This window comes from Actinomadura rubrisoli (genome assembly GCF_004349215.1).
Classification (GTDB): Bacteria; Actinomycetota; Actinomycetes; order Streptosporangiales; family Streptosporangiaceae; genus Spirillospora; species Spirillospora rubrisoli.
This window is the reverse complement of sequence record NZ_SMKU01000258.1, coordinates 1-13,593: the sequence shown is the minus strand read 5'-3', so window position 1 is coordinate 13,593 and position 13,593 is coordinate 1. Positions and strand designations below refer to the sequence as shown.

The 13,593-nt window shown below is 70.0% G+C and carries 7 protein-coding genes; 2 read left to right on the top strand and 5 right to left on the bottom strand.

Translation table 11 applies throughout. From position 1 onward, the window contains the following. Positions 1-877: SDR family oxidoreductase (locus E1298_RS34025; protein ID WP_131900672.1), on the top strand; the 877-nt coding region annotated here is incomplete at its 5' end. A gap of 87 nt (positions 878-964) precedes the next feature. Here the strand turns inward: E1298_RS34025 and katG are convergent. The 4 genes from katG to E1298_RS51340 form a co-directional block, all read right to left on the bottom strand. Next, positions 965-3,196, bottom strand: coding sequence for a catalase/peroxidase HPI (katG, locus tag E1298_RS34020; protein WP_131900670.1), 2,232 nt, complete (start codon positions 3,194-3,196; stop codon positions 965-967). Positions 3,197-3,230: 34 nt separating this feature from the next. Continuing rightward, positions 3,231-3,668, bottom strand: coding sequence for a Fur family transcriptional regulator (locus E1298_RS34015; protein ID WP_131900668.1), 438 nt, complete (start codon positions 3,666-3,668; stop codon positions 3,231-3,233). A 55-nt stretch (positions 3,669-3,723) separates the two neighbouring features. Then, positions 3,724-4,704, bottom strand: a complete 981-nt coding sequence (locus E1298_RS34010; protein ID WP_131900666.1) for a helix-turn-helix transcriptional regulator — start codon at positions 4,702-4,704, stop codon at positions 3,724-3,726. 78 nt (positions 4,705-4,782) lie between these two features. Continuing rightward, positions 4,783-8,598, bottom strand: a complete 3,816-nt coding sequence (locus tag E1298_RS51340) for an nSTAND1 domain-containing NTPase (protein WP_165975809.1) — start codon at positions 8,596-8,598, stop codon at positions 4,783-4,785. 838 nt (positions 8,599-9,436) lie between these two features. Here E1298_RS51340 and E1298_RS34000 point away from each other — a divergent pair. Then, the gene (locus E1298_RS34000) at positions 9,437-10,195 is read left to right on the top strand and encodes a hypothetical protein (protein ID WP_131900662.1); all 759 of its coding nucleotides are present in this window, start codon (positions 9,437-9,439) and stop codon (positions 10,193-10,195) included. Between the two features lie 617 nt (positions 10,196-10,812). On the opposite strand, the gene E1298_RS33995 is transcribed toward E1298_RS34000, so the two are convergent. Continuing rightward, a partial coding sequence (locus E1298_RS33995; protein WP_131900660.1) for a WD40 repeat domain-containing protein occupies positions 10,813-13,593 on the bottom strand: 2,781 nt, incomplete at its 5' end.

The following is a 13,593-nucleotide window of genomic DNA, read 5'->3' as shown; positions in this document are numbered from 1 at the left end:
GGCCACGCGGGGCGCGGGGCGGGGCATCGCCACCGAGCTCGGCGCGGCGGGCGCGACCGTGTACTGCACCGGGCGGTCCACCCGGGCGGGCCGATCGGAGATGGACCGTCCCGAGACCATCGAGGAGACGGCGGAACTGGTGACGGCCGCGGGCGGCGAGGGCATCGCCGTCCAGGTCGATCACCTCGACCCCGCGCAGGTCGGCGCGCTCGTGCGGCGCATCGACGGCGAGCGGGGCCGGCTGGACGTCCTGGTCAACGACGTCTGGGGCGGCGACCGGCTCTTCGAGTTCGGCAAGAGGCTGTGGGAGCAGTCGCTGGAGGACGGCCTGCGCCTGCTCCGGCTGGCCATCGACACCCACGCCATCACCAGCCACCACGCCCTGCCGCTGCTGACCCGCGAGCCCGGCGGGCTCGTCATCGAGATGACCGACGGCACCGCCGAGTACAACGCGAAGTACCGCAAGGACGTCGGGTTCTTCTACGACCTGGCGAAGAGCGCCGTGATCCGGATGGCGCTCGCCCAGTCCGAGGAGATCGCGCCGCTCGGGGCGACGGCCCTCGCGCTGACCCCGGGATGGCTGCGCTCGGAGATGATGCTCGACAACTACGGCGTCACGGAGGAGAACTGGCGGGACGCGACGAAGACGTCCCCGCATTTCGCGATCTCCGAGTCGCCCCGCTATGTCGGACGGGCCGTCGCGGCCCTCGCCGCCGACCCGGACCGCGCCCGCTGGAACGGGGCGTCGCTGTCCAGCGGCGGGCTCGCCCGGGTCTACGGCTTCACCGACGTGGACGGCAGCAGCCCCGACGCCTGGCGCTACGTCGTCGAGGTGCAGGACGCGGGCCGTCCCGCCGACGTCACCGGCTACCGGTAGCCGGTCGCCGCGGGGGACCCCCGGCCGGGGACCCCCGCCCGGGGACGCCCAGGCCGGCCCGCGTCCGGGCCGGCCTGGGCGCCGCGGTCACCTGAGGTCGAACCGGTCGAGGTTCATCACCTTGTCCCACGCCGCGACGAAGTCACGGACGAACTTCTCCTTCGCGTCGTCGCTCGCGTAGACCTCCGCGACCGCGCGGAGCTCGGAGTTCGCGCCGAAGACGAGGTCGGCGCGGCTTCCGGTCCACTTGACGTTGCCCGAGGCGTCGCGGCCCTCGAAGGTCTCGGACTCCTCGGACGTCGGCTTCCACACCGTGCCCATGTCGAGCAGGTTCACGAAGAAGTCGTTGGTCAGCGTCCCGGGGTTGTCGGTGAGGACGCCCAGCGACGACTGCCCGTGGTTCACGCCCAGGACCCGCAGGCCGCCGAGGAGGACGGTCATCTCGGGCGCGCTGAGGGTGAGCAGGTTCGCCCGGTCGACCAGGAGGAACTCGCCCGGCAGCAGGTTGCCCTTCATGAGGTAGTTGCGGAACCCGTCGTGCGACGGCTCCATCACCTCGAACGACTCCACGTCGGTCTGCTCCTGGGACGCGTCGGTGCGTCCCGGGGTGAAGGGCACCTCGATGTCGTGGCCGGCGGCCTTCGCGGCCCGCTCGACGGCGGCGCACCCGCCGAGCACGATCAGGTCGGCCAGGGAGATCCGCTTGCCGCCGGTCTGCTCGGCGTTGTAGGACTCCTGGACCTGCTCCAGGACGCGCAGGACGTTTCGCAGCTCGTCGGGGTTGTTGACCTCCCAGCTGCGCTGCGGCTCCAGCCGGATGCGCGCCCCGTTGGCGCCGCCGCGCTTGTCGGTCCCGCGGAACGACGCGGCCGACGCCCACGCGGTGGCGGCCAGCTGGGAGACCGACAGGCCGGAGTCGAGGAGCCGGGCCTTGAGGACGGCGACGTCCGCGGCGTCGACGAGCTCGTGGTCCACCGGCGGGACGGGGTCCTGCCAGACCAGCGTCTCGGCCGGGACCTCGGGGCCGAGGTAGCGGTCGATCGGCCCCATGTCGCGGTGGGTCAGCTTGAACCAGGCGCGGGCGAACGCGTCCGCGAACTCCTCGGGGTTGTCCTTGTAGCGCCGCGAGATCGGCTCGTAGATCGGGTCGTAGCGCAGCGACAGGTCGGTCGTCAGCATCATCGGCCGGCGGTTCAGCGTGCCGTCCTCGGGGTCGGGCACCGTGTTCGCCCCGGCGCCGTCCTTCGGCTGCCACTGCTTGGCCCCGGCGGGGCTCTCGGTCAGCTCCCACTCGTACCCGAAGAGGGTCTCGAAGAAGCTGTTGTCCCAGGTGGTCGGGGTGGGCGTCCAGGTGACCTCAAGGCCGCTGGTGTAGGAGTCGCGGCCCTTGCCGGTGCCGTAGGTGCTCTTCCACCCCAGGCCCTGGTCCTCCAGCGGGGCGCCCTCGGGCTCGGGGCCGATGCTGTCGGCCGGGGCCGCGCCGTGCGTCTTGCCGAAGGTGTGGCCGCCCGCGATCAGGGCGACGGTCTCCTCGTCGTTCATCGCCATGCGGCCGAACGTCTCGCGGATGTCGCGCGCCGCGGCGAGCGGGTCCGGGTTGCCGTTCGGGCCCTCCGGGTTGACGTAGATGAGGCCCATCTGCACCGCGGCCAGGGGCTTCTCCAGATCCCGCTCGCCGCTGTAGCGCTCGTCGTCCAGCCAGGCGGTCTCCGGGCCCCAGAAGACGTCCTCGTCGGCCTCCCAGGCGTCCTCACGGCCGCCGGCGAAGCCGAAGGTCTTCAGGCCCATCGTCTCCAGGGCGACGTTCCCGGCCAGGATCATCAGGTCGGCCCACGAGATCTTCCGGCCGTACTTCTTCTTGACCGGCCACAGCACGCGGCGGGCCTTGTCGAGGCTCGCGTTGTCCGGCCAGCTGTTGAGGGGCGCGAACCGCTGCTGGCCCGCGCCGGCGCCGCCCCGGCCGTCGCTGACGCGGTAGGTGCCCGCGCTGTGCCACGCCATGCGGATCATCAGCGGCCCGTAGTGCCCGAAGTCTGCCGGCCACCAGTCCTGGGAGTCGGTGAGCACGTGCGCGAGGTCCCGCTTCACGGCGGCGAGGTCGAGGCTCTCGAACGCCTCGGCGTAGTCGAAGTCCTCGCCCAGGGGGTTGGCCATGGGCGGGTTCTTGACGAGGAGCTTCAGGTTGAGCCGTTCCGGCCACCAGCCGCGGTTGCCGCCGCCCTGGGTGGGGTGGGGGGCGCGCTTGCCTGCGACCGGGCAGCCGCCGCCGTCGCCCTGCGCCGTCGCGTCTACGCCGATCGCGTCTTGGTTCTCAGTCATCGGGGGTCCTTCCGGGCAGTGCGCACCACGGTGCTCAGGAACGTTGAACGGTGGAACAGCCGGGGCACAGGCCCCAGTAGATGACCTCGGCCTCGTCGATCGAGAAACCGTGGTCGTCGGACGCGGTCATGCAGGGGGCTTCGCCGACCGCGCAGTCGACGTCGGCGACGGCCCCGCACGACCGGCACACGACGTGGTGGTGGTTGTCTCCGACGCGCCCCTCGAACCGGGCGGGGCTGCCGGCCGGCTCGATGCGGCGCACGAGCCCCGCCGCGGTGAGAGCGTGGAGCGCCTCGTAGACGGCCTGAAGAGAGATGTGACCCACGCGGTCGCGCACGCCGGAGGCGAGCGCCTCGACACCGAGGTGGTCGCCCTCGCGGACGGTCTCCAGCAGCGCGACGCGCGCGGCCGTCACCCGCAGACCGGCACCGCGCAGTTCCTCGGCGGTGGTCGGAGACGCGGGTGCGGTCATGAAGGCGAAGCTAGCGCCATACATACGAGGAGTACAAGAAGATGACCGGTTCCAGTTATGGATGGGTCCAATCTCCGGCGTAGAGCCCGGCGAGCCGGGCGGCGGCCTCCGCCATCCGCGCCCGGAGCCCGGCCGGGGCCAGCACCTCCGCCTCGGGCCCGAGCCGCAGCAGCTGGGAGAACGCGACGACCTCCGACTCGACGGGCAGTGCCGTCACCACCCAGCCGCCGTCGTCCGGAGCGCCGGCCGCCTCGGCCGCCCGCTCGGCCGCGTAGGGCTCGACGGAGTACCGCAGGGCCCGCATCCCCGCGGGGCTGAGCCGGACGGTGACCTCCTCCCGCAGCATCGAGCGCAGGAATGCCGCCGCCTGCTCCCGCCAGTGCCCGGCGAGGTCGAAGCCCTCGTCCCGGTCGAACCTCTCCCCGGTGGGACGGACGGCGGTGATACGCCCGGCGCGGTAGGTGCGCGGCCTCCCGCCGACTCGCGCGACCAGGTACCAGGTGCCGTTCTTCAGGACGAGCCCGTACGGCTCCACCGTCCGGGTGACCTCGCCGTCCTTGCGGTAGCGCAGCTCGACGACCTCGTCCGTCCAGACGGCACGGGCGAGGTCGCGCAGCAGCGGCGGCGGCTCGCTCTCCCCGAACCAGCCGGGCGCGTCCAGGTGGAACCGCTGCCCCGCCCGCGCCGGCGCGTCCCGCAGCGAGCTGGGCAGCGCGGCGAGGACCTTGAGCCCGGCGGCGGACACGGCGTCGGCGAGGCCCATCTCCCCGGCCGGACCCGGCAGTCCGGACAGGAACAGCGCCTCGGCCTCCTCCCGCGACAGCCCGGTGAGCCGCGTCCGGTAGCCGCCGACCAGCCGGTACCCACCGCCCCGGCCCCGGTCGGCGTACACCGGCACCCCGGCCGCCGACAGCGCCTCCACGTCGCGGTAGACGGTGCGCTCGGAGACCTCCAGCTCCTCCGCCAGCTCCCGGGCCGTCATCGTCTCCCGCGCCTGCAGCAGCAGCACCAGAGAGATCAACCGCGACGCACGCACCCACCCATTCTGCCGCACTCCGGCGGTCCCCACCGTGCTCGCACTTTCCGAACGATCTTGATGGGAATTAAACTAAGGTTACGAGCATATGTGCCGATAGGCCGGTCCAGCCGGTATCTGACGGGTCCATTCCTGCCGTGTGAGGGAACCACCGACCCGGGCACACAACCACCGCAGGACATCGGTCAGGTAGTCCACCTTCCAAAGACTTACCGTCGCATCGTAGCCGCCAGCGGCCAAGGTGCGGCCATCTGAACTGAACGCCACCGAAGTTATTCCATCGTTGGGGCCGGTGAAGGCGGCGCCGATCTGGCGGTGGGTGGCCACGTCCCACAACCGCGCCGTGCGGTCATCGCCGCCCGTGGCCAAAGTACGGCCGTCCGGACCGAATGCCAGCGAAGTGACCGTGTCGGTATGACCGGTGAAAGCGGCGCCGATCTGGCGGCGAGTGGTCACATCCCACAACCGCACCGTCCGGTCAGAGCCGCCACTGGCCAAAGTACGGCCGTCCGAACTGAATGTCAGCGAAGTGACCGTGTCGGTGTGGCCGGTGAAGGCGGCGCCGATCTGGCGGCGGGTGGCCACATCCCACAACCGCACCGTGTGGTCCCTACTGCCCGTGGCCAAAGTACGGCCGTCCGGACTGAATACCATTGAGAAGCCTGTTTTGCGGATTTGATGAGATCTGCCGATCTGATGGTGGGTGAAGGTGTCCCATAGGGAAATCGTCCCATTGTCGTAACTGCTGGCCAGGCTTCGGCCGTCAGGGCTGAACGCCAACGAGCGGACAAAGTCGTCGGTGGACGCATAGACTAGATTCGGAGGCTTAAATGAGGTGATCTGGCGGCGGGTCGCGACATTCCACAACCGCACGATCCCGTCGTAACCGCCGGTGGCCAGGGTGTGGCCGTCCGGGCTGAGCGCAATACGCAAGGTCTGCGACGGTCGCACCACGACGCTGAGCCGGCGGCGAGTGGCGACATCCCACACCTCCGCCCCTTCGTCCTTGCCGACGGCCAGGGTGCGGCCACCTGGGCTGAAGACCGCAGAGTTCACTCCCTGGGCGTCATCGCGGCCGGTGCGACGGGGCTCTGGTAGGTCGACCCGGTACCGGGTGGTGATGTCCCAGAGCCCCACGGTGTGATCGGAGCTGCCGATGGCCAGGGCGCGGCCGTCTGGGCTGAACGCCAGCGAGTTGACCCATCCGGTGTGGCCGGTGAGGGGGGCGCCGATCTGGTGGTGGGTGGTCACGTCCCACAACCGCACTGTCCGGTCTTCGCCGCCGCTGGCCAGGGTCCGGCCGTCTGGGCTGAACGCCAGCGAGTTGACCCATCCGGTGTGGCCGGTGAGGGGGGCGCCGATCTGGTGGTGGGTGGTCACGTCCCACAACCGCACCGTCCGGTCATCGCCGCTGGCCAGGGTGCGACCGTCTGGGCTGAACGCCACTGAGCTGACCCATCCGGTGCGGCTGGAGAGGGGGGCGCCGATCTGGTGGTGGGTGGTCACGTCCCACAACCGCACCGTCCGGTCATCGCCGCTGGCCAGGGTGCGACCGTCTGGGCTGAAGACCACAGAATCGACCGAATCAGTGTGGCCGGTGAGGGGGGCGCCGATCTGGTGGTGGGTGGCCACATCCCACAGTCGTACTCTCCCGTCGTAGTCACCGGAGGCCAGGGTTCGTCCGTCGCTGCTGAACGCCACCGAGAAGACCACATCGGTGCGGCTGGAGAGGGGGGCGCCGATCTGGTGGTGGGTGGCCACATCCCACAGTCGCACTTTCCCGTCGTAGTCACCGGAGGCCAGGGTTCGTCCGTCGCTGCTGAACGCCACCGAGGTAACCGGGTCGGTGTGGCCGGTGAGAGGGGCGCCTATCTGGCGGCGGGAGGCCGCATCCCATAGCCGTACCGTCTCGTCGTCGCCGGCGGTGGCGAGGATGCGGCCGTCCGGGCTGAACGCCACTGATCTGACCGATCCGGTGTGGCCGGTGAGGGCAGAACTGGGAGGGCGGGCCGCAGCGGTCAGCATCGCGTGGCGGGCCTGGGCCGAAGGGTGGAGGCGCCATGCGGCAATGCTCAGCTTTTGGGAGAGAGCGGCGTCGGTGCTGCCCAGTTCCTGGCTCCTGGCGATGAGTTGTTCGGAGATTGCGATGTCGCGTTGCTGGGCGGCCTGATTGCGGGCCCGGGTGGCCGATGTCGCCGCCCCTCCTAATGCCACGGTCGCCGTGCCCAACGCCAGTACCACCAGGACCAGTAGCACGGCCGACAGTGTCCGCAGCCGGCGGGTGCGGCGTCGGACGGTGTCGTGCTCTGCCCGTTCGGCGGCGATTCCCGCGGCCAGGAACGCCCGCTCGTCACCGGTCAAGGCGGCGTAGTTGCCGTCGCGTTCGGCCCAGTCGCGGGCGACGGCCAGCCGCACTCCCCGCAACAGGGCGTCCGGATGGCGGTGCAGGTCCCGCCATGTGCGGGTGGCTTCGGTGAGCTGCTGGTGGATCCGCAGCCCGGTACGGTCGCGGTCCAGCCATTCGGCCAGCCGGGGCCAGGCGGTGATCAGTGCCTCATGCGCCAGTAGCACCTGGTCCTGGCCCAGGGTGATCAGCCGGGCGTCGGCCAACACGCCCAGCACCCGGCCCACACCATCATCGCTGGGCAGGTCGTGGTGGGGTAGTGGGCGGCGAGTGGCCTCCCCATCGGCGTCGAGGGTGATCAGCCGCAGCATGATCCGCCGCGCGATTTGCCGCTGTGCGGGTGACAGGGTCGTCCACACCGTCTCGGCGCTTTGGGCGATGGCGCCGTGGATTCCGCCTGCGGATTGGTAGGCGTGCAGGGTCAGTGTTCCGCCGCCTCGGCGGCGCCAGGTCTCCAGTAGCGCGTGTGAGACCAGTGGCAGCATTCCCGGTTCCCCGGTCGCCTCGGCGACGATGGTGGCCACCAGCGCCGGCTCGACCATCACCTGCTCCCGCGCCGCCGGTTTGACGATCACCTCCCGCAACTCGGCCGCCGTCATCGGCGCCACCAGCACCGTCCCGGCCTGTAGTGCCGCCGCCAGCTCCCGGTGCCCGGCACAATGCCCGAAGAAGTCGGCCCGCAGCCCCAGCACCACTCGCACCTGGCTGCCGGGTTCGCGTGCCGCCAGCAGTTCCCCGATGAACGCGGCCCGTTCGTCGGGATCGGTGCACAGCGTGAACACCTCTTCGAACTGATCCACCACCACCAGCAGCCCGCCGCCCGGCGCCGCATCCCCCCGGCGCGCCCACGCCGACAGGCCCGTGTCGTGCAGGCTCGTGTCGTGCTTGCCTGGGCCGGGCGGCGGGCAGGCGGTCGCGCCCGCCAGCGCCAAGGCCAGCGAAGCCAGCGGAGCAGCCCCAGGCGTCAAGCGCACCACCCTCGACGCTCCCGGCAACCCGCCCCGGTGCACTGCGGGAATCACTCCCGCGCGCAGCAGCGACGATTTGCCCGAGCCCGACGGCCCCACCACCGCCACCACCCGGTGTTCTCCCAGTTGCCCCACAATGTCGGCGACCGGTTCCTTCCGGCCATAGAACCGGTCGGCGTCGTGCTCGTCATAGGCGGCCAGCCCTAGATACGGCGCCCCGCCGCCCGTTCCGTCCTCGCCGGTGCCCTTCTCGCAGGCGGTGGCCGTGTCGGCAGCGTGCCATCGCCGTTCCCATTCGCTGCGGTCGCCGCCACACGCCTGGACAAACGCCAGCGCCACCTTCAATGTCGGCAACTGCTCCCCGCGAGCCGCGACCGTTAACGCCGTAGCCGACAAGCCACTACGCCGCGCCAGCTCACGATACGTCGGCCTGCCCGCGGCATTGCGCAGCTCCCGCAGCCCGGCAGCGAATTGCGCGACCGGACCCGCGGCCGGATCCAACGGCTTCTCTGGACGTCCCATGCCGCACATTCGACACGCACAACCCTTACCGCGCAACCCGTAGAACGTGCCACAAACCAAACAACGTACTGGAATTCAAGGAACGTGCCACAATCCGTATCCCCCCAGGTGGGAACCCCAAGGCGCCCCCACTGCGGACCCTAATGCGCGCCTTCACCGCAGACCGGGTTGTTGGTCACCTGGCCCGCGGATGCCGAAATCCCGTTGAACAGCGCGAACAGGGCTTGTGTTCAATGTGAAGGCCCGGCACCGTGGCGACCGTAGCCACTTGTGCACACGCCGGAAGGACCCCGAATGGCTGACCGCGGAGAAGCGGCCCGGCAACCAGGGGCTTTTCAAAAGAGGGCATAGGAAAAGACTGGTCAATACCCTCGGTTGCCGGGGCGCCGAGGGAACCAGAAGCTCGACTGAAAAGAAGGAACGCGATGCCCGCCATCGGCATGACGCTCGCAGCGCACGCACCAGCCACGCGTAATCGCTACAGCATGCGCCCGGCAACTCCGCTCACCGCGCGAGCGTTACGGCCAAGCCCTGATTGATGGGTCCGTGTGCCTGCGAGACCAGATTTCGCCGGCTTGCGGCCCGAGAGGCAGCAAGAGGAGGTGGCCGGGGCGCAACGCGTGGCGGACGATCCGGAGCCGGCTACGGAACACGGTATGAGGCATGCGGACCCGGTAACGAAGAGGGTGAAGGTGAACAGATCCAGACACCAACGTTGCCGATTCCGCATCTGGCCGTGAGCGGATCCATAGGCCGAATGCTTGCGCCGCCACCAACCACCCCTCAGCCCTTCTTATGGACCAGACATGGGCTGAGCATGGCTGACTGGAGAGACGTGATGACGGAGCATGAGCGAAAAGGGATTCGGATCGACGGCCCCGCCCACCGCCGCCCGCGCGGCTCGCGCCGTCGGCTCCGCCGCCCGAAAGCGCTGATGACCACGCGGCGCGTGCGGGGCTGGATCGCGCTCACGGTCGCCGTGCTGATGCTCGGCGCACCGTGGGGAGCCGGCATGAGCCGCCCCGAGCGAGCAGAGCAAGGCGACAGCATGGTCGCCCCGCAAGCCAGGCCGCAGGTCGCCCCGTCGGCTGCGGCGGCAGGGCCCCCGGCTCCCAGTGCCTCCCCTTCTGGCCTTCCACCAAGTGGTAAGCCGAAGCCGCCGCTCGTGCGCGTCAATCCCTCGGCCACCGTTTCCCCGGCGCGGCGACCGGGGCATCCTCGGGTGAGCATCACCGCCCCGCGCGAGGGAACCCAGGTGCATGGCGGGCCGGGCGTGCTGATGACCGGGACAGCCCGCGACCTGGGACGGCACCAGGTACGGATCTTCGACTATGCACCCAATGGCGTCTATTACGTGGCCGACGGCGGGCCGGTGACGGTGTCAGGCGGCAGTTGGTCCTTCCGAAACGGCACCATGGGTGCGGGAGCGCTGGACGTCGGCAAGGATTTCGTCCTCGTGGTCGTTCTGGCCGGCCCGGCATGTCAGAACACGCTGCGCCGGGTCCGCCCGGACGCCAGGGGCGACCTCAGCTTTCCGCGGCTGCCGCCCGAATGCCCAGAGGCCGACAGCGTGCGGGTGCACAAGGTCGCGCCCTGACGTCCGGCACCTGCTCGATCGGCCCAAGGCCCTACGCCTGCCTTGCTCATCGAGGGCCGGAGGAGAACCGACTGCCACCGGCACCAGATGGTCCCGGTGGTCAGGCATCGCCCTGAAACCTGGTGACCGAGCCACCGCTGCTCACCGATTGATTCGCCGCGGCCGGCCACCCATCACCCCGTCAACAACGCTGAAGGTCAATACACCTAGACCGCTCGACGCGGTGTGGCATCGGCGGTGGTTGTAGGTGTGCAGATCCGGCTCCTGCGAGCCGAGGCCGCCCATAGCGGCGTGACCATCCAGATCGTTCGCGACCTGATCCACGTGCTGGAGTACCGCTGGCGTGGAGCACGCCGACTGCACACCACCGACAATCCGGCCGCCGGCCACCAAGTGGCAGCCAGCGGAGTGGTTGAGTGTACGGCGAGGCATCTGGTCGGCGAGAGATTGAAATCACCGGCGCGAGATGGGGCCTGGCCGGAGCCGAGGCCATCCTCAAACCCAGTGCGGTCCTCAGCAACGGCGACCTGGAGGCGTACTGAGCCTTCCACACCAACCGTGAGCAACGCCGCCTTCACCAAAATCGCCACCAAGAAGAGCACGCACCCACGGCTTGATCAGGGTGATGTCTCGCTGATCGGGTGTCTGATCTGGTTGAGGGCGGTTGTGGTGCTGAGTGGCCAGTTGATGATCGTCTGATCGGTGCTGCCTGAAGTGAGGGTGCGGCCGTCGGGGGTGAAGGCCACGCTGGTGATGGTCTTGGTGTGGCCGGTGAGGGTGGCCCAGATGCTGTGATGTCGGAGGTCCCACAGGGTGATGGTGTGGTCGTTCGCGGCCAGTGCCAGGAAGCGCCCGTCGGGGCTGAAGGCGAGGGTGCGTGGAGGAGGCAGCGGCGGGAGCGGCACGGGGGCCGCGGTGGCGCGGTGGATGTCCCAGAGCACGAGGTGGCCGCGGCTGCTGAGGATGGCCACTCGGTGGCCGTCGGGGGTGTAGGTGATGCTTGCGAGGTCGTCTGGATCTCGGAATTTGACTGCCAGGTCCTCTGGGGTGTGGGTGAGGAAGATGCTATGGGCGGAAACGAATTGCTCGATGGTGGTGTCGCCTGTGGTGGTGCCGGGACGGCTGCGGACACGCAGGATCTTCAGCAGGGTGGGTTCGGCGCAGGCGGCCTCACCGCTGCGGCGGGGATTGAAGACCAGCCCCGTGTCGCAGGTGGTGAATGGGATGTCGCCGCCTGCGGGGCCGATGACCCAGGTGCCAGGGTCGCGGGCATGGCGGGGCGCCGGGCGCCAGGATCGTGGCGGGTCGCCGCTGATGGCCAGGGTCTGGCCGTTGGGTGCGTAGGTGATGGCGTGCGCCGGCGCGGACGGACCGGGCGGGATCGGCAGCGCGCTGCGCAGGCGGTGGGTCGTAGGGTCGAGCAGGTGGATCTGCGAGCTGTGGACGGCGGCGAGGGTGCGGCCGTCGGGGCTGTAGGTCAGGGCATCGACCGCGCCGGCGGGTCCGGCCGCGGACTGCCGTTCTTGGTCGGTGAGGTCGATGGAGCCGACGGGAGAGACCGTGATCAGAAGGCGTCCGTTTCGACTCATGGCGAAGTGGTCAGGCTCTCCGAGCGCGTCTCGTGGGATCACGCGGCGAGTCCCCCGCGCCAGATCCCAGATGATGAACCGCTCGTTGCAGAAGTCGAGGAGATACAGCAGCCGTCCGTCATCTGACAGCAGCCAGCGGAAGAGGTGCCTGGTGAGGGTGTACTGGGAGGTGATCGTGGCCTCTTCGTGGCGGTCCAGAGTCCAGATCGGTCGGTTGGTTCGGGTGTCCACCACTTCGGCGGGAACCAGGTAGTCAGTCCCGTCGACCCGCCTGCGGGCCTGCCGCAGGTGCAGCCGTCCGTCTCGGCTGTAGTCGCCGAACAGGGTGAAGGGCACCCCTGCCGGCTTGGTGACCGGCACCGGGGTCGAGGTGGTGACGTCCCATACCCGTATCGACGGCGGTAAGGTCGGCCATCGGAAGGCATCCTTGCCCGAGGTGCCCGGTGAGGTAGCTGCGGCGAGCGGCCGTCCGTCCGCGCTGAACTCCACGGTGACGGGTGAGGTCGCCGGGACGGTACTGACGGCGATGCGGCGGCGGCTGGGCAGGCCCCACACCGTCACCGCAGCGCGCGGGTTGTGGTCGGCCGGGCCGCCGGCGGGCCCGCCGGCGATCAGCCGTCGGCCGTCGGGGCTGAAGGCCAGGGCGGTCGCCTTCGCTTGATCGAGGACGGCCAGCTTCTGGCCGGTCAAGGTATTCCACAGCTCTACCTGAGCGTTTTGGTCGGCATAGCCGGCGCGTCCGGACAGGGCCAGGACGACCCCGTCTGGGCTCACCGCCATCGCCTGGACCGGCGTTTCCGGTCGAGGCAGGTGCGTTTTGAAGCGCAGGGTAGCGGCGACGCTGAGCAGGCTGCCGCGTGCCTCTGTGGTGGGCGCGAGCTCGTAGGCCTTCCTGGCCAAGCGGATCGCGGCGGCCGTGTCGGTGGCGGCGGTCAGGCGAGCTTGTCCGGCCAGTTCCCGGGATTGGGCTTGGTGCTGGCGCATCAGGGCCAGGCGGCCTTGGCCGACGGCCACCGCCCCGCTGGTGGTGGTGGCCAGCAGCAGCACCGCCAGCACGGCCGACAGTGTCCGCAGTCGGCGGGTGCGGCGGCGGGTGGTGTCGTGTTCCGCTCGTTCGGCGGCGATTCCGGCGGCTAGGAACGCTTGTTCGTCGCTGGTCAGGGTGGTGTGGTTGTCGTCGCGTTCGGCCCAGTCGCGGGTGACGGCCAGCCGCACTCCGCGTAGCAGGGCGTCGGGGTGGCGGTGTAGGTCCCGCCATGTGCGGGTGGCTTCGGTGAGTTGCTGGTGGATTCGTAGTCCGGTGCGGTCGTGGTCCAGCCATTCGGCCAGCCGGGGCCAGGCGGTGATCAGTGCTTCGTGCGCCAGCAATACCTGGTCCTGATCCAGGGTGATCAGCCGGGCGTCGGCAAGCACGTCCAGCACTCGGCCCACATCGCCATCGCCGGCATCGTGTGCTGGGTGGCCGGTGCCGGGCAGGTCGTGGTGCGACAGCGGGCGGCGGGTGGGTTGTCCGTCGGCGTCGAGGGTGATCAGCCGTAGCATGATCCGCCGCGCGATTTGCCGCTGTGCGGGTGACAGGGTCGTCCACACCGTCTCGGCGCTTTGGGCGATGGCGCCGTGGATTCCGCCTGCGGATTGGTAGGCGTGCAGGGTCAGTGTTCCGCCGCCTCGGCGGCGCCAGGTCTCCAGTAGCGCGTGTGAGACCAGTGGCAGCATTCCCGGTTCCCCGGTCGCCTCGGCGACGATGGTGGCCACCAGCGCCGGCTCGACCATCACCTGCTCCCGCGCCGCCGGTTTGACGATCACCTC